The sequence below is a fragment of the Mesorhizobium sp. 113-3-9 genome (assembly GCF_016756515.1).
Taxonomy (GTDB): domain Bacteria; phylum Pseudomonadota; class Alphaproteobacteria; order Rhizobiales; family Rhizobiaceae; genus Mesorhizobium.
Map to the genome: position 1 here is coordinate 3,185,232 of NZ_AP023246.1, position 22,138 is coordinate 3,207,369.

General features: G+C 64.7%; 28 protein-coding genes and 1 tRNA gene. 18 read left to right on the forward strand and 11 right to left on the reverse strand.

Annotation, left to right across the window (positions count from 1 at the left end; genetic code table 11):
* Positions 1-159 precede the first annotated feature (159 nt).
* Complete coding sequence (locus MesoLj_RS15385; RefSeq protein WP_202326561.1) at positions 160-1,221, forward strand: diguanylate cyclase domain-containing protein; 1,062 nt, start codon at positions 160-162, stop codon at positions 1,219-1,221.
* Positions 1,222-1,224: 3 nt separating this feature from the next.
* Here the strand turns inward: MesoLj_RS15385 and MesoLj_RS15390 are convergent, their stop codons facing one another.
* Positions 1,225-2,124: a LysR family transcriptional regulator gene (locus MesoLj_RS15390; RefSeq protein ID WP_244735440.1), complete on the reverse strand. Its 900-nt coding sequence runs from the start codon at positions 2,122-2,124 to the stop codon at positions 1,225-1,227.
* 154 nt (positions 2,125-2,278) lie between these two features.
* Between MesoLj_RS15390 and MesoLj_RS15395 the strand changes: the two genes are divergently transcribed.
* From MesoLj_RS15395 to MesoLj_RS15410, 4 genes are all read left to right on the forward strand, one after another.
* Positions 2,279-3,046 (forward strand): sulfite exporter TauE/SafE family protein, encoded by a 768-nt coding sequence (locus tag MesoLj_RS15395; RefSeq protein ID WP_202326563.1) that lies wholly within the window; start codon positions 2,279-2,281, stop codon positions 3,044-3,046.
* Between the two features lie 121 nt (positions 3,047-3,167).
* Positions 3,168-3,243, forward strand: a tRNA-Cys gene (locus tag MesoLj_RS15400).
* A 191-nt stretch (positions 3,244-3,434) separates the two neighbouring features.
* Entirely contained in the window at positions 3,435-3,641 is a 207-nt protein-coding gene (locus tag MesoLj_RS15405; RefSeq protein ID WP_202326564.1) for a hypothetical protein, read from the forward strand.
* Positions 3,642-3,646: 5 nt separating this feature from the next.
* On the forward strand, positions 3,647-3,838 hold the full coding sequence (locus MesoLj_RS15410; RefSeq protein WP_202326565.1) for a hypothetical protein: 192 nt from the start codon (positions 3,647-3,649) through the stop codon (positions 3,836-3,838).
* 38 nt (positions 3,839-3,876) lie between these two features.
* On the opposite strand, the gene MesoLj_RS15415 is transcribed toward MesoLj_RS15410, so the two are convergent.
* A complete protein-coding gene (locus MesoLj_RS15415; RefSeq protein ID WP_140774164.1) occupies positions 3,877-4,143 on the reverse strand; it encodes a DUF1488 domain-containing protein in 267 nt (88 codons plus the stop codon).
* Positions 4,140-4,388 carry a hypothetical protein gene (locus MesoLj_RS15420; protein WP_140774163.1) on the reverse strand — a complete coding sequence of 83 codons (249 nt, stop codon included), beginning with the start codon at positions 4,386-4,388 and terminating at the stop codon, positions 4,140-4,142. The genes MesoLj_RS15415 and MesoLj_RS15420 overlap by 4 nt, the downstream gene beginning before the upstream one ends.
* Positions 4,389-4,635: 247 nt before the next feature.
* Here MesoLj_RS15420 and MesoLj_RS15425 point away from each other — a divergent pair, with 247 nt between their 5' ends.
* From MesoLj_RS15425 to MesoLj_RS15445, 5 genes are all read left to right on the forward strand, one after another.
* Positions 4,636-4,950, forward strand: a complete 315-nt coding sequence (locus MesoLj_RS15425) for a co-chaperone GroES (protein ID WP_019859661.1) — start codon at positions 4,636-4,638, stop codon at positions 4,948-4,950.
* 61 nt (positions 4,951-5,011) lie between these two features.
* A complete protein-coding gene (groL, locus tag MesoLj_RS15430; RefSeq protein WP_202326566.1) occupies positions 5,012-6,640 on the forward strand; it encodes a chaperonin GroEL in 1,629 nt (542 codons plus the stop codon).
* Between the two features lie 149 nt (positions 6,641-6,789).
* The gene (locus tag MesoLj_RS15435; RefSeq protein ID WP_019859659.1) at positions 6,790-6,948 is read left to right on the forward strand and encodes a hypothetical protein; all 159 of its coding nucleotides are present in this window, start codon (positions 6,790-6,792) and stop codon (positions 6,946-6,948) included.
* A gap of 288 nt (positions 6,949-7,236) precedes the next feature.
* Positions 7,237-7,551, forward strand: coding sequence for a GYD domain-containing protein (locus MesoLj_RS15440; RefSeq protein WP_056570949.1), 315 nt, complete (start codon positions 7,237-7,239; stop codon positions 7,549-7,551).
* Positions 7,552-7,732: 181 nt separating this feature from the next.
* A complete protein-coding gene (locus MesoLj_RS15445; protein ID WP_202326567.1) occupies positions 7,733-8,230 on the forward strand; it encodes a GAF domain-containing protein in 498 nt (165 codons plus the stop codon).
* A gap of 225 nt (positions 8,231-8,455) precedes the next feature.
* Here the strand turns inward: MesoLj_RS15445 and MesoLj_RS15450 are convergent, their stop codons facing one another.
* The 3 genes from MesoLj_RS15450 to MesoLj_RS15460 form a co-directional block, all read right to left on the reverse strand.
* Complete coding sequence (locus MesoLj_RS15450) at positions 8,456-9,499, reverse strand: alpha/beta hydrolase family protein (protein ID WP_202326568.1); 1,044 nt, start codon at positions 9,497-9,499, stop codon at positions 8,456-8,458.
* A 148-nt stretch (positions 9,500-9,647) separates the two neighbouring features.
* Positions 9,648-10,685, reverse strand: a complete 1,038-nt coding sequence (locus tag MesoLj_RS15455; protein ID WP_202326569.1) for a helix-turn-helix domain-containing protein — start codon at positions 10,683-10,685, stop codon at positions 9,648-9,650.
* 85 nt (positions 10,686-10,770) lie between these two features.
* Positions 10,771-11,913: an FAD-dependent oxidoreductase gene (locus MesoLj_RS15460; protein WP_202326570.1), complete on the reverse strand. Its 1,143-nt coding sequence runs from the start codon at positions 11,911-11,913 to the stop codon at positions 10,771-10,773.
* Positions 11,914-11,984: 71 nt separating this feature from the next.
* Here MesoLj_RS15460 and MesoLj_RS15465 point away from each other — a divergent pair, with 71 nt between their 5' ends.
* Positions 11,985-12,680, forward strand: coding sequence for a TetR/AcrR family transcriptional regulator (locus MesoLj_RS15465; RefSeq protein ID WP_202326571.1), 696 nt, complete (start codon positions 11,985-11,987; stop codon positions 12,678-12,680).
* On the opposite strand, the gene MesoLj_RS15470 is transcribed toward MesoLj_RS15465, so the two are convergent.
* From MesoLj_RS15470 to MesoLj_RS15490, 5 genes are all read right to left on the reverse strand, one after another.
* Positions 12,677-13,753, reverse strand: coding sequence for a YeiH family protein (locus MesoLj_RS15470; RefSeq protein WP_202327307.1), 1,077 nt, complete (start codon positions 13,751-13,753; stop codon positions 12,677-12,679). The two genes, MesoLj_RS15465 and MesoLj_RS15470, sit on opposite strands and share 4 nt — an antisense overlap.
* 118 nt (positions 13,754-13,871) lie before the next feature.
* Positions 13,872-14,156 carry a type II toxin-antitoxin system RelE/ParE family toxin gene (locus MesoLj_RS15475; RefSeq protein ID WP_202326572.1) on the reverse strand — a complete coding sequence of 95 codons (285 nt, stop codon included), beginning with the start codon at positions 14,154-14,156 and terminating at the stop codon, positions 13,872-13,874.
* A complete protein-coding gene (locus tag MesoLj_RS15480; protein ID WP_172349353.1) occupies positions 14,153-14,434 on the reverse strand; it encodes a type II toxin-antitoxin system ParD family antitoxin in 282 nt (93 codons plus the stop codon). The genes MesoLj_RS15475 and MesoLj_RS15480 overlap by 4 nt, the downstream gene beginning before the upstream one ends.
* A 76-nt stretch (positions 14,435-14,510) precedes the next feature.
* Positions 14,511-14,888, reverse strand: a complete 378-nt coding sequence (locus MesoLj_RS15485; RefSeq protein WP_202326573.1) for an ester cyclase — start codon at positions 14,886-14,888, stop codon at positions 14,511-14,513.
* 73 nt (positions 14,889-14,961) lie between these two features.
* The gene (locus tag MesoLj_RS15490) at positions 14,962-15,855 is read right to left on the reverse strand and encodes a LysR family transcriptional regulator (protein WP_202326574.1); all 894 of its coding nucleotides are present in this window, start codon (positions 15,853-15,855) and stop codon (positions 14,962-14,964) included.
* 153 nt (positions 15,856-16,008) lie between these two features.
* On the opposite strand from MesoLj_RS15490, the gene MesoLj_RS15495 reads away from it, so the two are divergent.
* From MesoLj_RS15495 to MesoLj_RS15525, 7 genes are all read left to right on the forward strand, one after another.
* The gene (locus MesoLj_RS15495; RefSeq protein WP_202327308.1) at positions 16,009-16,404 is read left to right on the forward strand and encodes a (R)-mandelonitrile lyase; all 396 of its coding nucleotides are present in this window, start codon (positions 16,009-16,011) and stop codon (positions 16,402-16,404) included.
* Between the two features lie 16 nt (positions 16,405-16,420).
* The gene (locus tag MesoLj_RS15500) at positions 16,421-17,410 is read left to right on the forward strand and encodes an aldo/keto reductase (protein WP_202326575.1); all 990 of its coding nucleotides are present in this window, start codon (positions 16,421-16,423) and stop codon (positions 17,408-17,410) included.
* 24 nt (positions 17,411-17,434) lie between these two features.
* Positions 17,435-18,175 carry an SDR family oxidoreductase gene (locus MesoLj_RS15505; RefSeq protein ID WP_202326576.1) on the forward strand — a complete coding sequence of 247 codons (741 nt, stop codon included), beginning with the start codon at positions 17,435-17,437 and terminating at the stop codon, positions 18,173-18,175.
* A gap of 358 nt (positions 18,176-18,533) precedes the next feature.
* The gene (locus MesoLj_RS15510; RefSeq protein WP_446720312.1) at positions 18,534-18,998 is read left to right on the forward strand and encodes an N-acetyltransferase family protein; all 465 of its coding nucleotides are present in this window, start codon (positions 18,534-18,536) and stop codon (positions 18,996-18,998) included.
* Between the two features lie 329 nt (positions 18,999-19,327).
* Positions 19,328-20,761 (forward strand): aldehyde dehydrogenase family protein, encoded by a 1,434-nt coding sequence (locus MesoLj_RS15515; RefSeq protein WP_202326578.1) that lies wholly within the window; start codon positions 19,328-19,330, stop codon positions 20,759-20,761.
* Positions 20,762-20,959: 198 nt separating this feature from the next.
* The gene (locus MesoLj_RS15520; RefSeq protein WP_202326579.1) at positions 20,960-21,370 is read left to right on the forward strand and encodes an MbcA/ParS/Xre antitoxin family protein; all 411 of its coding nucleotides are present in this window, start codon (positions 20,960-20,962) and stop codon (positions 21,368-21,370) included.
* Positions 21,364-22,062, forward strand: coding sequence for an RES family NAD+ phosphorylase (locus tag MesoLj_RS15525; protein ID WP_202326580.1), 699 nt, complete (start codon positions 21,364-21,366; stop codon positions 22,060-22,062). Before MesoLj_RS15520 ends, MesoLj_RS15525 begins: the two co-directional genes overlap by 7 nt.
* Positions 22,063-22,138: the final 76 nt, after the last annotated feature.

The following is a 22,138-nucleotide window of genomic DNA, read 5'->3' on the forward strand; positions in this document are numbered from 1 at the left end:
AACCACACCAGCATCTCACTGGGCCACGGGCGGTCCGCAGCCAGTGGCCCGCTGCGACCTTGTTCCCATAGGGTCCCCGCAGTTTCCGGCTAAGCTAGCGGCCGTCAGCGAAGTTTTAAGGGCTGTGCGCCATGGTGGTCGCCCGCCAGGAGTTTCTCCATGCCCGATACATCATACACCCCGAAAGGCCCGGCCTCGCAGCCCGGCAAGCGGGTGGGGCAGGGCAGCGCAGACGAACAGCGCCGCGATGCCGCAACCATCGCCAGGCTCAAGGCGGAACTCGCCGCGCAGGCCGCGCTGATCACCACGCAGCAGGTTTCGCTGGCGCACAGCCGCAAGATCTTCGACCGGGCGTCGGTCGCGGCGCGCATCGGCGTTTGGGAATGCAGCCTGCCCGGCGAGCGGCTGACCTGGACCGATGTGATCTATGATCTGTTCGATCTGCCGCGCGGCGCCGCGCTCGATCGAAGCGAAATCATCAAGTGCTATCCGGCGGAGTCGCGCAAGGCGCTGGACAGTTTGCGCAGCCAGGCCATTGCCGAACGCAGCGGTTTTACCCTCGACGCCGAGATCACCACTTTCGCGGGACATAGCCGCTGGATCCGTATCACCGCGAGCGTCGAGTGCGAAGCCGGTGTGCCGGTGCGCATCTTCGGCATGAAGCAGGACATCACCGAGGAAAAGATCCTGTCGGACCGGATGCGCTATCTCGCCGAATTCGACGCCATGACCGGGCTTGCCAACCGCGCCCGGTTCCAGGCGCGGCTGGCGCATGCCGACGAAGCACGTCCGCTCGGCGCGCTGATTTTGATCGACCTCGACGGCTTCAAGGCGGTCAACGACACGTTCGGCCACGTCATCGGCGACGAGTGCCTGAAGGCGGCGGCCGAGCGTCTCGCCGGCGGGTGCGGCGAGGCGGACCTGGTGGCGCGTGTCGGCGGCGACGAATTCGCGGTGCTGCTCGGGTCGCATCTCGACCGCGGCGCGGTCTCGGGCGTGGCGCGCGACATCATCGAGGCGATGAGCAGGCCGGTCGCGATCCGCGGCCAGTCGCTGAGGCTTGGCGCCTCGGTCGGCGTCGCGTTTGCCGGGACAGGCTTGCCTTGCGACCTGTTCGCGCAGGCCGACACCGCGCTCTATGCCGCCAAGGCAGCGGGCCGCAACACGTTCCGCATCTTCAAGGCGGTGACCGGCGCGAAAGGCCGCAGTGCCGCTGCGTAACCACTAGGCCTTCCTGGTATCGAGGCGCTGGATCGTTGCTTCGATCCATGCGGTGACCGCTGCGATGCGGGCGAGGTGGCGCAGATCGGGATGGGTCAGCAGCCACAATTCGCGCGCCGGGAATGGGTGGCCGTCCTGCGGCATGCGCGTAAGCCCGGCGATGTGATCGGCGGCAATGCAGGGCAGCAGCGAGCGGCCAAGGCCGGCGAGGATCGCCTGCACCAGCGGTTCGGCATCGTTGACGAAAAGCGGGGCATAGCCATCCTTGCGGGCGACGCCGGCGATCCAGCGCGCCTGCGGCAGATATGCCATGCCGTCCTCGTAGGTCAGCCAGGGCAGGTCGGTGTTCTGTCCGAGCAAATCGGGCGCCGAACGATTGCTCGCCGCGTAGGCGGCATAGGCGAGCGTGCCGATGCGCCTGGCGATGATCCGGCCGCCGGTCTCCGACCCTGGCCGGGCAAGCCGCAGCGCAATGTCCGCCTCGCGACGGGTCAGGCTGACGTCGTGCGGGTCGGCGACCAGTTCCAGCCGCAATCCCGGATGGCGGGCGACAAGGTCGGGAACAGCTGGGATCAGCACCCGGTTGATCAGGATCGGCACGGCGGTGACCCGCACCGTGCCGCTGATCTCGCTGTCGGCGCCCTTGACCGCCAGCGTCAGCCCGCCGATCTCGGCCTCGATGGCTTCGGCCCGGCCGGCCGCGACCTCGCCGGCCTGCGTCGGCCGCATTTCGCCTTCCGCGCCGCGTTCGAACAGGCGCGCGCCGAGCGCCCGCTCTATCGCCCGCAGGCGCCGCGCCACCGTCGTCGGATCCAGCCCGAGCCGGCGACCGGCAGCGGCGAAGGACCCTTCACGGGTCAGCGCCAGCACGTAGCGCAGGTCATTCCAGTCGATCTCGTGCATTTTTGCAGCTCTATCAGGCAATCTTTCAGCATCAAGCTGCGAGAATGCTGCGTTAAGGTCGCTGTGTCCATCATCGGAGAGACGACGTGATCCTCGCCTACGACTTCCCGCGCACAATGAAGTACAGAGCCTACGGCTCCGATCGGATATGAGCATGGCCGATCTGTCTGTCGCGGGCCACTCAGGCGGCGCGGTGCTGTTCCTGCTGGCGGTGGCTTTCATCGCCGGCCTGGCGCGCGGCTTTTCCGGCTTCGGCGCGGCGCTGATCTTCATGCCGCTGGCAAGCTCGATTATCGGGCCGAAATCGACGGCGCCGCTGCTCTTGATCATCGACGCGGTCGCCGCCCTTGGCCTGCTGCCGCGCGGCTGGCTGCTGGCCGACCGGCCGAGCGTCGGCACGATGACGCTCGGCGCGCTGGTCGGCGTGCCGCTCGGCACCTATGCGCTGGCGCGGATGGACCCGCTGGTGCTGCGCTGGGGCATCGTGGCCCTGGTGGTGCTGCTGCTCGGCCTGTTGATGTCGGGCTGGCGCTATCATGGCCGGCCTGCGACACCGCTGACTGTCGGCGTCGGCGGTGTCGCCGGCTTCTTCTCGGGCGCGGCCCAGGTCGGCGGTCCGCCGGTCGTGGCCTATTGGCTCGGCGGGGGCGGCAATGGCGAGATCGTGCGCGCCAACATCATCTTGTATTTCGCCCTGTCGAGCGCGCTGACCGCCGCCAGCTATCTCGCCGGAGGGCTGATCACGCTGCCGGTCCTTGCCCTGGCGCTGGTGACAGGCCCGTTCTATGGATTTGGCCTCTATCTCGGCTCGCATCTGTTCGGCCGCACGAGCGAGCGCGGCTATCGCTGGGCCTGTTACGGGCTCATCGCCGTGGCCTCGATCGTCAGCCTTCCCGTGCTGGATTCCATCCTCGGCCGGTGAGCGGCCCGGCTCCCGAAAAGCGGTTCCATGACGACCCGGGGAGGCATTTTGCAACGTGCCGACAGAACGCGCTCGGCGCTTAACTTTTCCGCAAGCATTTGCCGGTTAGGTCGACCGCGATGGCCTCGTGGCGGAGCGGCGACGCTGGAGACTGCAAATCTCTGAAGCCTCGGTTCGATCCCGAGGCGAGGCCTCCAAAAATCATTTGGAAGAGACCCTGCGCCGGCCCCTTGTCGCGGCCGATTTGCGCGTTCCGGCCATGAAGGCGAGGGGCGAGCTTAAAACCATCTATTTGAATTTGGCATGCAGGGCGCTCGCCAAAAGAGTGCTATGGCAAGGGGGCGGGCATGCTTGCTCCGATTTTCCCCCGACATTCGAGGTCATTTTCGTGCGTGAACCGTCGCTGCTGCCCGTCTTTGGAAAACTCGGCACCAAGCCGTCCGTCGCCGTCACGGCGGCGCCGGCCGCTTCGGCGGGCATCGCGTCGCGCTTGCGCGAGGCTGTGGCCACGCATGGCGGCATGGCGCTGAAGCTGTCGGTGATTGCCTGGACGATACTGGTCCTGGGCACGGTGTTTTTCATGATGCAGGGCTGAGCAGCATGGCAAATCGATACGCACTGCGCATGGACTTGCCCCAGAGCTGGGCCATCATCGATGTCTTCACCGGCCAGCCGGTCGAGGTCAGGCAAAGAGTAATGGTCGGCATGAACCCGCGCGACGCCAACGCCATGCTCGATCAGATGAATGTCCGCGACATCAAGCGCCGGGAGAGGGCGGAGCGCAAGCCCTGACTCCTGGTCGTCCCGCGGCCATCCAGACCATTACAGCTTCAGCTGAAATCGTCGGCCGTCAGCACATACATGCTCTTGCGGGTGCGGTCGTAAGCCTTCGACGCAACGTTGCGGATGGCGCTGCTCTCGGTGTCGAATGTCGCGAGGTAGCCTGCCTCGTTGGCGGCGGTCGCCGGCTGGATCCGGGTCATCGCATCGGCGGCGACCGAAAAGGAAATCTGGAACATGCCGTCATGGCCGACGAAACGGATGCGCCTGCCGGCTTCGTCGTAGCTGCGGCTGCGATTGGGGAAGGTCAGGCTCATGTCTTGGCCTCCGTCACCTTCTTGGTCGCCCGCTTCTTTTTCGGCGTCGGGTTCAGGGCCTCGGCGACGCGGTCCGCCTCTTCCTTGGCCAGCCGCAATTCCCGCAGCCTTGCCGTCTTGATCTCCCTTGCCCTTGCCTCGGACATGTATTCGGCGGTTGCCTTGTTGCGCTCGGCCGTCTTCTTCTGCTTGTCGACAAAGCGGGCTTCAGCTTTTTCCATGATCGTCTGATTGCCGTCGGCCATCGCATAAATCTCCTTGGTACCTGGAATCGTGAAAATGAACTTGTCCGATAAATAGGCACTCGACCGGCAAAATTCAATTTTTTGAATTATTTGACCGCTTTCGGATATCACGAAACGGATAGGCGAAATAATACTTTTCAATATTTAATTGGTCCTTCGAATAATTTTTGGCACTCCTATCTATCGAGTGCCAAAGCGCCTATAGCAGAGCAGCGGCCGCCTATGCCGGCCCCAGAAAGAAGTTTTCATGAAGTTTCGGCCACTCCACGACCGCGTCGTCATCCGGCGCGCCGAAGGCGATACCAAATCAAAAGGCGGCATCATCATTCCGGACAATGCCAAGGAAAAGCCGCAGGAAGGCGAAGTCATCGCCGTCGGCCCCGGCGCGCGCGACGAAAACGGCGCGCTTGTTCCGCTAGACGTCAAGGCCGGCGACCTGATCCTGTTCGGCAAATGGTCCGGCACCGAGGTCAAGATCGACGGCGAGGACCTGCTGATCATGAAGGAAGCCGACATCATGGGCGTCATCGAAAAGAGCGTCGAAGCCAAGAAGGCCGCCTGACTGGAGCGCCGCGCGTTCCGCGCGGCGACGAATCCACTCCAAATTCGAACGGGATAAAAATATGTCTGCCAAGGAAATCAAATTCGCCACCGACGCGCGCGACCGTATGCTGCGCGGCGTCGAGATCCTCACCAATGCGGTGAAGGTCACGCTCGGCCCCAAGGGCCGCAACGTCATCATCGACAAGGCCTATGGCGCGCCGCGCATCACCAAGGACGGCGTCACCGTCGCCAAGGAGATCGAGCTTGCCGACAAGTTCGAGAACATGGGCGCGCAGATGGTGCGCGAAGTGGCCTCGAAGACCAACGACCTCGCCGGCGACGGCACCACCACCGCCACGGTGCTCGCCGCCTCGATCCTGCGCGAGGGCGCCAAGCTGGTTGCCGCCGGCATGAACCCGATGGACCTCAAGCGCGGCATCGACCAGGCCGTTGCCGCCGTCGTCGGGGAAATCAAGGCCAAGGCCAAGAAGGTCAAGTCGTCGGCCGAGATCGCGCAGGTCGGCACCATCGCCGCCAATGGCGACGCCACCGTGGGCGAGATGATCGCCAAGGCGATGGACAAGGTCGGCAATGATGGCGTCATCACCGTCGAGGAAGCCAAGACCGCCGAAACCGAGCTCGACGTCGTCGAGGGCATGCAGTTCGACCGCGGCTATCTCAGCCCGTATTTCGTCACCAATGCCGACAAGATGCGCGCTGAACTGGAAGAGCCCTACATCCTCATCCACGAGAAGAAGCTCGGCAATCTGCAGGCGATGCTGCCGATCCTCGAAGCGGTGGTGCAGAGCGGCAGGCCGCTGCTGATCATTTCGGAAGACGTCGAGGGCGAGGCGCTCGCCACGCTGGTCGTCAACAAGCTGCGCGGCGGCCTCAAGGTCGCGGCGGTCAAGGCGCCGGGCTTCGGCGATCGCCGCAAGGCCATGCTGGAAGACATCGCCGTGCTCACATCGGGCCAGATGATCTCGGAGGATCTCGGCATCAAGCTCGAGAACGTCACCATCGAAATGCTCGGCCGCGCCAAGCGCGTGCTGATCGAGAAGGACACCACCACGATCATCGACGGCGCCGGCACCAAGGCGACCATCCAGGCGCGTGTCGCCCAGATCAAGGGCCAGATCGAGGAGACGACCTCCGACTACGACAAGGAGAAGCTGCAGGAGCGGCTGGCCAAGCTGTCCGGCGGCGTTGCCGTCATCCGCGTCGGCGGCGTCACCGAGTCGGAAGTCAAGGAAAAGAAGGACCGCATCGACGACGCGCTGAACGCGACGCGCGCCGCGGTCGAGGAAGGCATCGTGCCCGGCGGCGGCGTGGCCCTGCTGCGCGCCCGGTCGGCACTTGCCGGCCTCAACGGCGCCAATGCCGATGTCACCGCCGGTATCTCCATCGTGCTGCGCGCGCTGGAAGCGCCGATCCGCCAGATCGCCGAGAATTCCGGCGTCGAAGGCTCCATCGTCGTCGGCAAGCTCTCCGACAGCAAGGACCACAATCAGGGCTTTGACGCCCAGAACGAGACCTATGTCGACATGATCAAGGCCGGCATCGTCGACCCGGCGAAAGTGGTGCGCACCGCGCTGCAGGACGCTGGCTCGATCGCGGCCCTGCTGATCACCGCGGAAGCCATGATCACCGACATTCCGGCCAAGGATGCGGCGCCGGCAGGTGGCGGCGGCGGCATGGGCGGCTACTAACTACTCAGCCGGCTGCAAGGGCGGATTCAGGGAAGCCGCCTTTCGACCTGACCTGAATCTCGCCAAGTCGGCTCTTCTCTGAGCCGGGCAAGACTACCGCCGGGGGATTCTCTCCCGGCGCACAGGCCTCTAGCCCAGGAGATCGATCCATGATCGTGTTCGCGCAGAAGCCACAGACGGTCGTCACGACCGAAACCACCGAGGAAAGCCGGTTCGACCGCATCCGCAGGATTGCCGCCGACAAGCACAAGAAATCCGATTCCGACACGGCAACGCCACAAAAGGGCGAACCGAAGCGCCCGATGTGAGCGCTGCGCCACGACGCTGCAGGCCGTTCAATTCAAACACCACATCGCGTGTCAGCGGCGCGAGTTCGATCGTCGCGGGCCGAGCGTGATCCAGCCAGACACCTTCCTGTCGGCAGTATCGGCGTTTCCGGTATTGTCATTATATTAGCCTAAGCGCATATTTGTTCGGCAGTGGGCCCTTGGCCGCCAACGCGTCCAAGGGCGCCTGCGATTGTTCCGAAAAATAAATCACTCCGTGACGCTCGAATTGTGGAGCAGCACGAGACATGACATTTGGAGGAAATACCCATGAAAGTGACTATCCTGGCAAACTATGCGCCTCATGCAGCCAAGGGATTGATGCAAGGCTCGGACAGGCAGGCCGCGGTCAAGGCGCTTTTTGAAAGTGTGGGCGGCAAGGTGACCAGCGTGATGTTCACGCGCGGCATCTATGACGTCGTTGTCAATGGCGAGGTGCCGGACCAGTCGGCGGGGATTGGCATGTCCCTTGCGGTGCGGGCGAGCGGCTCGCTGACCGAGATGGTTGTACTGGAAGAACTCGACATGAAGGCAGTGCTCGCGGCCGCCAAAAAGGCTGCCGGCGCTTACAAACCCGCCGGCTGATGGACTTGCCTTCCCGATCAAGGCAGCACGGTTCGATGGACGTGCCGTGCTGCCGAATACCAGACAGGGCATCTTCTTGCCACTTTCGCGGCGACAGGAATTCAAGCTAGTATCGTGCGGTGGTCGTTTGGTGCAGAGAGCTTGCGGAAACGGAACCGCGTTCTCAGTTCGGAGACAAGCCATGTTTGCGGCCAAGCCCATCGACACCACGGACAAGGCCGCGTTCTACCGCGACCTCGCCGCTCAACTGAAGGCGCTGCTTGAAGGCGAGAATGACTCGATCGCCAATGCCGCCAACACCGCGGCGCTGATCTTCCAGATGGTGCCCGACCTCAACTGGGCCGGCTTCTATTTCCTGGCCTCGGACGAGGAATTGGTGCTGGGACCATTCCAGGGCAAGCCGGCCTGCGTGCGCATCGCGGTCGGCAAGGGCGTGTGCGGAACGGCGGTCGAACTCGGCACCTCCATGCTGATCAAGGATGTGCACGATTTCCCCGGCCACATTGCCTGTGACGCGGATTCACGCTCGGAACTGGTCGTTCTTCTGGAAGACGAAGAAGGCGTCTTCGGCGTGCTCGATCTCGACAGCCCGCTGCCCGGAAGGTTCGATCAGGCCGACCAGGCGGGTATCGAGAAGCTGGCGACGATCTATGCGGCTGCGAGTTCGTTCGAGGACTGAGCGGTCGTCATTGCGATAGGCCGTCCGCGTCGAGTTCTACGGCGCCCCCCTCTGTCCTGCCGGACATCTCCCCCACTAGGGGGGAGATCGGCTACCTGCTTGGTCGGCGCTTTTCTTGCAACGGTGAAAATTGGCGAAGGCAGAGATGACATCCAATCTCCCCCCTAGTGGGGGAGATGTCCGGCAGGACAGAGGGGGGCGCCGTAGGGCGCTTACCTGGCAGGCCTACGGTCCTGTCTTCAACGCTCTGCCGAACGCCGCCCCGGCCATCTCAATCAGCTGCGCATGGATCGCCTCGCGCGAGCGGCCACCCCCATCATCGCACAGGGGATCACCGATCTCTTCGGACACGATGAGCGCCGCCGCGCCGGGTTTGCACGCGCCGAACATGCTGTAGTGGCTGGCATCCTCGATCGTCGCATAGCCTGCATTTGCAATCGCCTTTGCGATGCCGGAGGCGTCGACGGTTGCAGGGATCTTTCCCGGCCGGCCGAGATTGACGATGGCGACCGGAATCTTGATGCCGGCGAAGCTTTTGGCGTCAAAGACATCGACTGGAGCCGGATCGATCGCCATGGCGAAGTGGATGCGTTCGTCGCTGTTGTCGCGGCCGGCGGGCTGCAGATCCATGGCGTGGAGATCAACGCTGCTTTGCCTGATCCACTGGCAAAGCGAGGCGTTGAGCGCGTCCGTATCGCAATAGGCCGCCAGCAGCTTGGGGTCGACGCGGGCACCGGCTATGGCCAGTGCCGTATTGCCGCCCATGGAAAGGCCGAGAACGCCGACTTTGCCTTGCTCGAGGTGATCGCCGAAGACCTTGCCGATCGCGTCCAGCGTCGCCGTGAGGTCGGCGGGCCGCAGCCAGAGTTTCATCGTCTCGGCGGCGGATCTGTTTTTCCCACCATTTCCTGGGTGCGTCGGTGCGGCAACGACAAAGCCCTGCCTCGCCAAGGGCGTTGCAATCCAGCTCAGCGCCTGCGGGGTCCCCGCCAGCCCGGCGCCATGCGACAGCAGGATCAGCGGAAATTTGCCACCTGACATCGGTGCATCGCGCATGGCCGACGTGCCGACGAAGAGCTCGCTGTCGCCCAGATTGACCGGCTCGCCGCCCGGCTGCGCCGGGTACCAGACCGTGACGTCGAGATCGGTGCTGCGCTCGGCTGAGCGAGCGGGAAAGTGACGAACGCCGACAGCGTCGCCGGCGTTGGCGGCATTCTGCGCCAGCATTGTCGAAACGATGATGGTGCAAAGTGTGATCCAGAACTTCATTGAACGCTCCATTGTCGAGCGCGTGCCATGGCTGGAGGCCAGGACATCGGCTCCCTGTGTCGATGGCGCGATATCGGCCGATTTGCGCGAGGTCGGCGACCTCGATCGCGATCGAGGACTGGCTGGTGGCCAACGAAGCCGAGAGCTTTCAGCCACCCACAGGGGTTGCGAGCGATTGCGCGTTGCGTTCGCGCCAGGCGAGCGGCGTCATATCCGTCACGCGGCGGAATTCGCGGTTGAAGTTCGACTTGGTCTGGAAGCCGGCCGCGAACATGATTTCGGTCACCGATTGGCCGGTCTCAGTCAGCAGCCGGCAGGCCTCGGCGATGCGGTGTTCGTTGACATATTGCGAGACGTTCTTCCCCGTCGCCCGGTTGATAACAGCCGAAATCTGCCGTGCCGGTATGCCGGCGCGCCGGGCCAGGCGGTTGAGGTTCAAATTGGCGTCCCGGTAGAGTTTTTTCTCCTGCAGCACGTCCTCGACCCTGCGAAGCGTGTCGGCGTCTTCGCTGGCGTCGATCGGGGAGGCGGCCTCGGCCTGCTCCGTGGGCGGCACATGGCTCTGGCTGGCGGCGGCCGCCGCCACGCCGACAATGACCAGGATGAAAAGATTGGCGATGCCGATCACCATCGCCGCGCGGTCGCCGCGGCCGGATGCCACCTCGAGGGACACCAGCATGTCGACCATGCCCGACAGGCACAGCGTCAATGCCGAGGCGATGATGGCGCGGTAGGCGGGGACCGCGCCGTCGAAGGGGGCAAGGCGCAGCCCGTCGGCGCCGGAGCGCAGCAGCCAGAGAATGGCGGCGGCGTAGATGCAATCGATTGCGATCAGCGCCGCGTCGACCGCGTCGCGCCAGACGATCACCAGCACGGCGACGATGGCGGCCGGCGCTGCGTGGAGTGCCAGCCGCGCCGGCCATTGGCGGTCGCTGGTGCGGGCAAGCTTCGCGACGCCGGCATAAAGCAGCGCCGGCATGATCGCGGCGGAGACGGGCGCGATATAGCCCACTTCGCTGATGCCATAACCCCAGCGCAGTCCGGTGAGCACCGATTGCAGCGCGGCGAGCAGGATCAGGGCCAGAAAAGGCAAGTTGGGCGCCGCCTCATCCTCGCGTCTGGCGACCACCCAAAGTAGGATTAGCAGCAGCAGCGCGACGACGAAGGGCAGGGGAACAAACGGCATGGATCGGTTGAGGCTCGCGTGCTGACAAGCGGACCCTAGCCGATGTGTCTTGATTCCCAAACTCGCACGACGCCGGCGCCGGGCGTCATCCGTGTTTCCCCTCGAAGGCAGCGGTGAAGAAGCCGACCAGGCCGGACGGTGCGCTGTCGCCGATCAGCAACTCCAGGATCTGGTGCGCGTCCACGGCGGCCGTTTTGCTGCGCGGGAACATCGCCTGTTCGTAGGCGGTGAGGGCCGCCTCGATGTCTCCGGGATGCGCAGCGATCGCCTTGCCGAGTTCGGCGCCGTCGAACATCGCCAGGTTCGCGCCTTCGCCGGCCGGTGGCGCCAGATGTGCCGCATCGCCGAGCAGCGTTACCCCTGGCACGCGGTCCCAGCGATGGCCGGTGGGGAGTGTGTTGATCGTGCGCAGCACCGGCGGGGTTTCGCCATCGGTGATGAGCGCGGTCAGCGCCGGCGCCCAGCCGTCGAACTCGGCCGCGATCCGCGCTTTTGCCGTGGCCGCGTCAGCGAAGTCGATGCCGGCGAACCATTCGGCGGGCCGGCTGAGCGCCACATAGGTGTGAAGTACGGCTCCCGCCTCGCGATGCCCGAAGATGCCTTGGCCAGGGGCCAGCGCGAAAAGCGCGCCGCCACCCATGGCCCCGGCCGCCGCTGGATGCTGCTCGTCGGCATCGTAGAGATAGGTCTCGACAAACGACGTGCCGATATAGGCGGGCATGGCATCCGACAGCAGTGGCCGGACCTTCGACCAGGCGCCGTCTGCACCGACGAGGATGTCTGTGGTCACATCAGACCGGTCCGCGAATGTCAGCTGGTGCCGGCCGGCGCCAAGGACCGCGACGCTTGTGAGCTTCTTTCCCCACTGGATGGTCTGCGCCGGCAAGGAGTCGATGAGAATGCGCCTGAGATCGCCGCGCAACACTTCGGGGCGTCCGCCGGTGCCGTCATCGGGTTCTTCGAACAGCACCGTGCCGTGCTGGTCGAGCACGCGCGACGCCTGGCCGCCTTCATGGATGATGGCGCGGAATGCGTCGGTGAGGCCGGCCTCGGCGAGCGCGAGCTGTCCGCTGTCTGCGTGGATATCGAGTTGCCCGCCTTGCGTGCGCGCCTCTGCCGAGGGCTCCGCCTCATAGATCGTCGCTGCTATGCCATGGACGTAGAGGACGCGGGCGAGGGTGAGGCCCCCCAGGCCCGCACCGATGATGGTGACCGGTGACATTGTCATCTTTCTCTTGAAAATGAGTTGGAACACTGTTCCATTCATTTTATTTGGAACGCCGTTCCATAAATGTCAAGATGATGCCCATGGCAAAAACGACTCAACGGACCGAACGGCGCACGGACGCGCTTTCCAAAGAGCGGATCATCGCGGCCGCGATCGGCATCCTCGATGATGGCGGCGAGGAGGCCCTGACCTTCCGGGCGCTCTCGGCACGCCTGGCAACCGGGGCAGGCGCGATCTACTGGCACGTCGCCGACAAGAACGAGCTGCTCGCGGCGGCGACCGACGATGTCATCACTGGAGCCATGACCGGTGTGGCCAGCGGTGAGGAGCCGCGGCAGGCGATCCGGACCATTGCTCTGGGCTTGTTCGACGTGATTGAAGCGCACCCCTGGTCGGGCGCGCAGCTTTCACGCGTGCCCTGGCAAGCCTGCGTGGGGGAGATCTTTGAAAGCATCGGCAGCCAGGTCGATGCGCTCGGCGTAGCCGAACAGGCGCAGCTCGATGTCGCTTCCGCTCTGGTGCACTACATACTGGGCTACGCGGGGCAGAACGCGGCGAATGCGAAGAATGCCCAGCTTCTGCCGCCGGACACGGACCGCACGGCGTTCCTGGCGACGATCGTCGTCCGATGGACGCAACGCGATCCTGCCGGGTTTCCGTTCCTGCAGCGGATGGCGACCCAGTTTGCCGAGCATGACGACCGCCAGCAATTCCTGGCCGGCATCGACCTCATCCTGGCCGGCATCGGACTATCCGATAGGAATTAGGCGAACTTCACCAGCATCAGGCTGAATCCGCCGATGAACAGGAAGGCGCAGAAGGCCAGCGCCAGCGGACGCAGGCCGCGCGAGCGCAGTTGCGAGATGTCGGCCTGCAGGCCCATGGCGGCGAGCCCCATGGTCAGCATGATGGTGGTGGCGAGCGCCACCGACGACTTCATTTCGGCGGGCACGGTGACCAGGCTGTTCAGCGCCACGACGGCGACGAAGGCGGCGACGAACCATGGCATGGGCGGGCGCGCCCCGGATTGATCGCCTGACTGGTCGCTGCTCGTCTTGCGGCGCGCCATCAGGCCGAGCGCGATGACCATCGGCGCCAGCATGGCAACGCGCGTCAGCTTGGCCACGGTGGCGATCTCGCCGGACTGGGTGCCGTTCTGGAAGCCGGCGCCGATGACCTGCGCCACCTCGTGGATGGACGCGCCGGCCCACAGGCCGAAAGCGTGCTGGTCGAGGCCGAGCAGCGGCGCCAAAAGCGGGAAGCCGAGCATGGCGACGGTGCCGAACAGCGTGATCGAGGCGACGGCGTAGGTCACGTCCTCGTCGCGCGCATCGGTGACGATGTTGGTGGCGACGATGGCCGAGGCGCCGCAGATCGAGGTGCCGGCGGCGATCAGTTGCGCCAGCTTCCGGTCGACGCCGATCAGCCGGCCGAGCGTGACGGTGAAGAGGAAGGTGGCGCCAAGCGTGGCCGCCACGATGCCGACGCCGCCGGCGCCGATCGAGACGACCTGGCCGAGCGTCAGCTGGAAGCCGAGCAGCACGATGGCGAAGCGCAGCAGGCGCTTTTGCGAGAAGGCGATGCCGGCCCTGGCGTGGGCAGGCGTGCCGAGCACGTTGGAATAGACCATGCCGGCGACGACGGCCAGGATCATAGGGCTGAACAGGGCAAAGCCGGAGACATTGTGCGCCGAGAAGGCAACCGCCGTGATCATCGCCACCAGCACGATGCCGGGGATGACGCCGTTCCACATCGAATCGAGGCGCTTGCGGCCGGCGGTCAGCTCGGCCGGTATCAGGCTTTTCGGAATATCGTTCGTGATGTGGGTGAAGGACGACAATGCAATTCTCCAGACGGGTATGCCGGGGGAATGCCATTTCATAATCGATCTTTCCAACGAATTGTTGTGGTTAGAATGATCGATTTTTACGAACGGTCGTAGTGAAGGACCAGTCCGGCTACAACAATTCCTGCCACCGACGCGCGCCATGAACTACGCGCACGATCTCGGCACCGTCGTCGATCTGGCGATAGAGAATCAGGTAGTTTCCCGCAGGGAATGTGCGCAAGCCCGCTCGCACGTCCGGCCGGGCAACACCCATTCCCGGCATGTCGGCGATGCGCTGGCAATGGGCATGGATTTCGTCATACCAGCGCAGTGCCGCCGAGGGACTATCCTCGGCGATATAGAGCGCGATGGCTTCGATATCCGCTTCGGCTTCCGGCCGTAGGCGCAGTGTCATCGCGACGTGCGCTCGGCGATCCTGGCATCGAGCTTGCTTTTGATCCGAGCGAAGGCTTCGCCACCGTCGACGGCGTTACCGCTTGCCATGCCTTCATCCCAAAGTCGGCCCAATTCGTCGACAGCCTGATCACGCTGCATCCGGCGAAATTTCCATTCGCGCAGCGCCTCACGCATGACTTCGCTCGCCGAGGCGTATTCGCCCGCCGCAACGACCTCCCGCATCATGCTTGCCATTTCAGGGGTGAGGGCAACGCTCACTTTCTCGACATTGGCCATCTGTGTCTTCTCCTGCGACACAAGGTAGGCAAGTTTACCACCAGCTGCAAGGAGGAGACATTCATCGCACCCGAAATCAAATCTGCGCTTCGATCGCCGCCTTGTCGATGACCGACCAGACGTTCCTGATCCGGTCGTCGAGAAACTCATAAAACACATTCTCGCTGAAGGAGACCTTTTTGCCGTTGATGGGCAAGCCGAAAAAGGTCCCCTTCGGCGTGCAGTGGAACTGGATGCGGCTGGCGATGAAGGGCGGCTCGGCGATCAGCAGTTGCACATCGAAATAGAGATCCGGAATTTCGCGGAAATCCCGCTCCAGCATTTCGCGGTAGCCCGACAGGCCGACCCGGTCGCCATTATAGTGCACCTCGTCATGGACGAAGCGATGCAGCCTTTGCCAATCCTGATTGTTGAGGCAGTCGATATAGCCTCGGTAGAGGTCGGTTTGGGTCACGGCATCGGCTCCGGGTTCGTCAGATCCGGCAGGAAGATAGAACGACCGTGGGGACAGTCCAGATGGAGCGGGACTATTCCCTGTACCGCAGCGCATCGACCAGCAGCGAGAAGGCCGGCGTCGCCTGGCGGCGGCTGGGGTAATAAAGGTGGTAGCCGGGGAAGGGCGGGCACCAGTCGGCCAGCGCCCGCACCAGCCGGCCGTCGGCCAATTGCGCCTTCACCTGGTCCTCCGGCAGATAGGCAAGGCCGAGGCCCGCCAGCACGGCATTCATGCGCAGCCCCGCCGTGTTGAAGATCAACTGGCCCTCGACGCGGACTTTCAGCTCGCGCCCGGCCTTTTCGAATTCCCAGGCATAGAGCCCGCCATAGGTCGGCAGGCGCAAATTGATGCAATTGTGGGTGGTCAGGTCCTGCGGCGTGCGCGGCTTGGGCCGCCGGGCGAAATAGGCCGGCGAGCCAACCACGGCCATGCGCATGTCGGGGCCGATGCGAACCGCGATCATGTCGTGCGCCACCTGTTCGCCAAGGCGCACGCCGGCATCATAGCGCTCGGCGACGATGTCGGTCAGGCCGTAGTCGACGATGATCTCGATCCTTATGTCGGGATAGTCGGGCAAAAGCCTTGATATCGCCGGCCACAGCACTGCGTCGGCCGCGTGCTCGCCGGCGGTGATGCGGATGGTGCCGGCCGGCTTCTCGCGCAGGGCGCTCAAGGCAGCAAGTTCGGCCTCGATCTCGTCAAGCCTCGGGCCGACGGAGCGCACCAGGCGCTCGCCGGCCTCGGTGGGCGACACGCTGCGCGTGGTGCGGGTGAGCAACCGCACGCCCAGCCGCTCCTCCAGCGCGCGCACCGTGTGGCTGAGCGCCGATTGCGATACGCCAAGCTGTGCCGCCGCCCTGGTGAAGCTTTTTTCGCGCGCAACCGCAAGGAAGGCGGTGAGCTCGTTGAGATTGTCTCGCGGCATTGATGAGCCTGCCTCATAAGTACATGCCGGATATAGCACCTAATCCAGGCCAATCGCAGCCGCTAAATAAGCGCCATCACAATCTGCTGCCCGAGATCGGCGACCTTGAAGGCCGCCGGCAGCGTCCTGTCCGGTGTCGAAAAGGGAAAAACCATGGATATCAAGCGAAGCGGCTCGCAAGCCTCCGGCAAGGGCCCGGGCGATTGGTTCACCGGCACGGTGCGCATCGATCCGCTGTTCGCGGCCATCGCGCCGGCCCGCGCGGCCGGCAACGCCGTTACCTTCGAGCCCGGCGCGCGCACCGCGTGGCACACCCATCCGCTCGGGCAGTTGCTGATCGTCACCGCCGGCTGCGGCCGCGTGCAGCGCGAAGGCGGGCCGATCGAGGAGATCCGGCCCGGCGACGTGGTTCGCTTCGAGCCGGGTGAAAAGCACTGGCACGGCGCGGCGCCCACCACCGCCATGACCCATATCGCCATCCAGGAGGCGCTCGACGGCAAGGCCGTCGACTGGATGGAGCACGTCAGCGACGCGCAGTACCAGGCCTGAACAAAGGAGCAAGACAATGCAAAAGCGCACACTTGGAACAAGCGGCCTGGAAGTCTCGGCCATCGGGCTCGGCTGCATGGGCATCAGCCAATCCTACGGGGCACCGATGGCGACGCCGGATGCCGTCCGCCTGATCCGTTCCGCGTTCGAGCGTGGCATCACCTTCTTCGACACCGCGGAGGTCTACGGACCTTTCACGAATGAGGAGGTCGTCGGCGAGGCGCTGCAGCCGATCCGCGACCAGGTGGTGATCGCCACCAAATTCGGCATCGACATCGCCGGCACGGCCGGACATCAAGGCATGGACAGCCGGCCGCGGCATATTCGCGACGTCGTCGAGGCCTCGCTCAAGCGGCTGAGGACAGATCGCATCGATCTCCTCTACCAGCACCGCGTCGATCCGGTCGTGCCGATCGAGGATGTAGCGGGCACGGTCAAGGACCTGATCAGCCAAGGCAAGGTCAAGCATTTCGGCCTCTCCGAGGCGGGCGTGCGCACCATCCGGCGCGCCCATGCGGTGCAGCCGGTCGCGGCCCTGCAAAGCGAGTACTCGCTGTGGTGGCGTGAGCCCGAGGAGGCGATCCTGCCCGTGCTCGAGGAACTGGGCATCGGCTTCGTGCCCTTCAGCCCGCTGGGCAAGGGTTTCCTCACCGGCGCCATCAACGCCAACACGACGTTCGACAGCAGCGACTTCCGCAACACCGTTCCGCGCTTCGCGGAGGAGGCCCGCAAGGCCAACCAGGCGCTGGTCGACGCGATCGTCGCGATCGCGGCGAAGAAGAAGGTGACCCCGGCACAGGTCGCGCTCGCCTGGCTGCTGGCGCAAAAGCCATGGATCGTTCCGATCCCCGGCACGACGAAGCTCAATCGCCTCGAGGAGAACATCGGATCGTGCGACGTTACGCTGACGGCGGACGATCTTGCCGACATCGATAACGCGGTTTCGGCGATCGCCGTGCAGGGCGAGCGCTATTCGCCGCAACAGGCGGCCAGGATCGATCGCTGACGCGTATCAGAAAGGAAAATCATCATGACTGAGAACATCAAGGGCAAGGTCGTCGTCATCACCGGCGCCAGCAGCGGGCTGGGCGAGGCCGCTGCGCGGCTTTTGGCGAAAGAGGGTGCGAAGCTGGTGCTGGGCGCGCGCCGCCTCGACCGGCTTGAGGCACTGGCCGGCGAGTTGTCGCTCGGCAAGGACGCGATCCTGCAGACCGACGTGACCGATGTCGGCCAGGTCCGGCGGCTCGTCGACCATGCGGTGAAGATTCACGGCCGCGTCGACGTCATCATCAACAATGCCGGCCTGATGCCGCACTCGCCGCTGGAGCGCGGCAAGGTCGAGGACTGGGACCGGATGATCGACGTCAACATCAAGGGCGTGCTCTACGGCATAGCCGCCGCCTTGCCGCATATGAAGGCGCAGAAGAGCGGCCATATCATCAACGTGTCTTCGGTGGCCGGCCACAAGGTCGGGCCGGGCGGCGCGGTCTATGCCGCCACCAAGCACGCGGTGCGCATCATCTCCGAAGGGCTGCGGCAGGAGGTAAAACCCTACAACATCCGCACCACCATCATCTCGCCCGGTGCCGTGGCGACGGAGCTGCCCGACAGTGTGACCGAGGCGGATGTCGCGGCGGGCGTGCGCGCGCTCTACGACCGGGTGGCCATCCCCGCCGATTCCTTCGCCAGGACGGTGGTGTTCGCCATGAGCCAGCCCGACGAGGTGGATATCAACGAGATCCTGTTTCGGCCGACAGCGCAGGAGTATTAGGGCGCGGCAGGGACGTTTGACGCTCGCTCGCATTGAAGCGCCGCACGCCTTTGGTGATTGGCGCAAACGTCCAACACTTCGTCATCCACGGGTCTTCGCGACGCCGCTGCGCGGCTGCTCCGCCCGTGGATGACGAAGTCGGGGGCTTGGGCCAATCCCCAAACCTTGACGCGCCGCGCTTCCTGCGCCAGCTTGGCGCCATGTTCGCCCTCGCGCCCACCAACACCAACCGACGCCGCCGCCCATCGCGGAGCGGCAAGCTGATTGCGCGACGACGAAGGCCGGCAGGATAGGTTCGTTCGTTTCCAGCCCCGCCCGCGACAACGCCGGCGGGGTTTTTCATGTCTGGAGCCTTGTGATGACAAATAATTCCATCCGGTTTCGGCCGGCCGGGCCCGCTGACGCCGCCGCGATCCGGGACATCGTGCGATCGGCCTATGCCAAATGGGTGCCGGTGATCGGCCGCGAGCCGCTGCCCATGCGCGCCGACTATGACAAAGCCGTTGCCAAGCATCCGTTCGATCTTGCAATCGCGGACGGCCGCGTCGTCGGCATGATCGAAACCGTGCTGGCCGACGATCACCTGTGGATCGAGAATGTGTGCGTCGCGCCGGAGGCGCAGGGCAGGGGCATCGGCCGGCTGTTGCTGGAGCGGGCCGAACAGAAGGCGCTCGAAGCCGGTCGCCCGGAGCTGCGCCTGCTGACCAATGGTGCTTTCGCCGACAATGTGTCGTTGTACAAATGGCACGGCTATGTGATCGACCGGGAGGAGCCGTTCATGGGCGGCATGACGGTCTATATGAGCAAGAGGCTCGCGGGCTGATATGAGGGAGATTGGCAGCTTTGGCGCTGGCTTTCCTCCCGCGACGTTGGAGATTGGCGAAGGCCGCGGTTGTAGCCAATCTCCCCCCAAGTGGGGGAGATGTCCGGCAGGACAGAGGGGCGCGCGAAGGAACTCGACTGTGGTTTCTTGGCGTTTGGGATAAGTGCCACAGTCCGAAGTCCGACGACGGCATGCTGCACTCTGGCTCAATCACTGGCGTGCTGGCTCAACCACTTCGGGGGTTGCGTTTGACAGCGGCGTTTGTGCATCGTTATCTCTAGCTGGATATCACGGCCGGAACGGCCTACGGCACCCCCAAGGAGAAAACCATGTCACACAATCTGCAGTTCTATATCGATGGCGCGTGGGTCGATCCTGTTGTGCCCAACACGCTCGATGTCATCGATCCCTCGAACGAGGATGCTTTCGCGCAGATCTCGCTCGGCTCCAAGGCCGATGTCGACAAGGCGGTGGCCGCCGCCAAGCGCGCCTTCAATACATTCGGCTTCACCTCGGTCGAAGAGCGGCTCGACATCCTGAACCGCGTCATCGAGGTCTACAAGAAGCGCTCCAAGGACCTGGCGCTCGCCGTATCGCGCGAGATGGGCGCGCCGCGCCAGATGGCGCTTGACAGCCAGGTCGGCATTGGCCTTGCACATCTGCAGAAGATGGCCGAGACGCTGAAGACCTTCCAGTTTCGCCACGTCAAGGGCAGCGCGCTGATCGTCAAGGAGCCGATCGGCGTCGTCGGCCTGATCACGCCGTGGAACTGGCCGCTGAACCAGATCACCTGCAAGGTCGGCCCCGCGCTCGCCGCAGGCTGCACCATGGTGCTGAAGCCTTCCGAAATCGCGCCGCTCGACGCCATCATCTTCGCCGAGATCATCGACGAGGCGGGCGTGCCGAAGGGCGTGTTCAACCTCGTCAACGGCGATGGCCCGGGCGTTGGCCAGGCGCTGTCCAGCCACCCCGACGTGGACATGATGTCGTTCACCGGTTCGACCCGGGCCGGCATATTGGTGGCCAAGGCCGCCGCCGACACGGTCAAGCGCGTGCACCAGGAGCTTGGCGGCAAGTCGGCCAACATCCTGTTCCCGGATGTCGACCTCGCCAGCGCGGTCACCAAGGGCGTCGCCGGCTGCTTCGGCAACTCAGGCCAGTCCTGCAACGCGCCGACCCGCATGTTCGTGCCGCGCGACCGTCATGACGAGGCTGCCGGTTATGCCAAGGCAGCGGCGGAAAAGTTCACCGTTGGCCCGGCCGACGGAGCCAACACCAAGCTTGGCCCTGTCGTCAGCCAGGTCCAGTTCGACAAGATCCAGGACCTGATCCAGAGCGGCATCGACGAGGGTGCGACGCTGGTCGCCGGCGGCCCCGGCCGCCCGGCCGAACTGAACCGCGGCTACTATATCAGGCCGACGGTGTTCGCCGACGTCACCCACGACATGCGCATCGCGCGCGAAGAAATCTTCGGGCCGGTGCTGGCGATCCTGCCCTATGACACGGTCGAACAGGCGGTCGAGCAGGCCAACGACACCGTCTACGGCCTCGCCTCCTATATCCAGGCCAAGGACATCCAGAAGGCCCGCGACGTGGCGGCGCGCATGCGCTCCGGCAATGTCTACATCAATTACCCGACCTGGGACGCCGGCTTGCCCTTCGGCGGCTACAAGCAGTCGGGCAATGGCCGCGAATACGCCGAATACGGGCTCGAGGATTTCCTCGAGATCAAGGGCATCGCGGGGTATGAGGCGGCTGAATAATGCCGATACAGCGCGCCGCTCGTGCGGCGCGCTGACCTTGCTACATGGGTGCGGTGGAGCTGATTGCCGAAGTCGGCGCTGTCAATTTAGGTTCTCTTCACGTGTTCGAAGCGAAGCGATCGCGTGGCGCTTGTCTCTCTTCATTCTTGCCAATTGGCAAACGCATGCTATATCTCTGCCAATAGCAGGGTGAGCAACATGCAGCTTCAGTCGATCGTCATAACGCCGGCCACGGTCGGCAGCGCCATCTCGGATGAGGAAGCGGGCGCCTTGGCGCGCACCACGGTCAATTTGTTCAAGGCGTGGGGCCTTACCGACCTCGAGGCCTGCATCCTGCTCGGCGGCATGTCGGCGCGGACCTGGGCTCGCTGGAAGGAGGGCGGCATCGGTCGGATCGACCGCGACCTGCGCACCCGCATGGCGCATCTGATGGGCATCCACAAAGGCCTGCGCTATCTCTTCACCGAGCCGGCGCGCGGCTATGCCTGGATCCGCAAGCCCAATGCCACTTTCGGCGGCCAGTCGGCGCTCGACCTGATGCTGCGCGGCGAAATCTCCGACCTTGCCGCCATGCGCGAATGGCTCGATGCGGAGCGTGGTGCATGGTGAGTGGGGTCGCGGTCCGGCGCCGCGTCCACTGGCCCCAGACTTTTCGCATCATCCGCTCCATCCATCCGCCGATCGACCTGTTCGAGGACATTGCCGATCCGCGCGACTGGGAGGCGCTGGCCTCGGTGGAGGAGAAGACCAATCCGCGTATCAGGCTGGAGATCGGCGACCTCGGCAAGGTGGCGGCGGCGAGGCGAGTGTCCGGCCCCGGCGCCAGCTTCGTCATGGCGCCCTTCGTGCATTGTTCGACACTGCGGCCCGGGCGCTTCTCGGATGGCAGCTACGGCCTCTATTATGCCGGCGACAGCGAGGATGTGGCGCTGGCCGAAACCATCCACCATCACCAGAATTTCATGCGCGCCACCAAGGAGGATCCGGGCTGGACGGCTGACTTTCGCGTGCTGATCGGCAGCGTCGACCGCGACCTCGATGACGTCAACGCCGTGCCCGGCGTGCTCGACCCGAACGACTACACCGCCTCGCAGGCGGAGGGGCAGGCGCTGCGGGCGCAAGGCAGCGACGGGCTTCTCTGGAACAGCGTGCGCATGCCCGGGGGCCAATGCATCGGCATCTTCTGGCCTGACGTCATCCCTGTCCCGGTGCAGGGCCGGCATTACAGCTACCACTGGGACGGTGCGCGCGTCGACTTCGTGCGCCAGCACGATACGGGCAAGGTGCTGGCGGTCACCTGACGGGATGGCGGCGCGTTCGCCGCGGAGGCCGGCGCCCGGCGGCGCCATTTCCGGTTTCGTGCCCTGGCCGGAGATC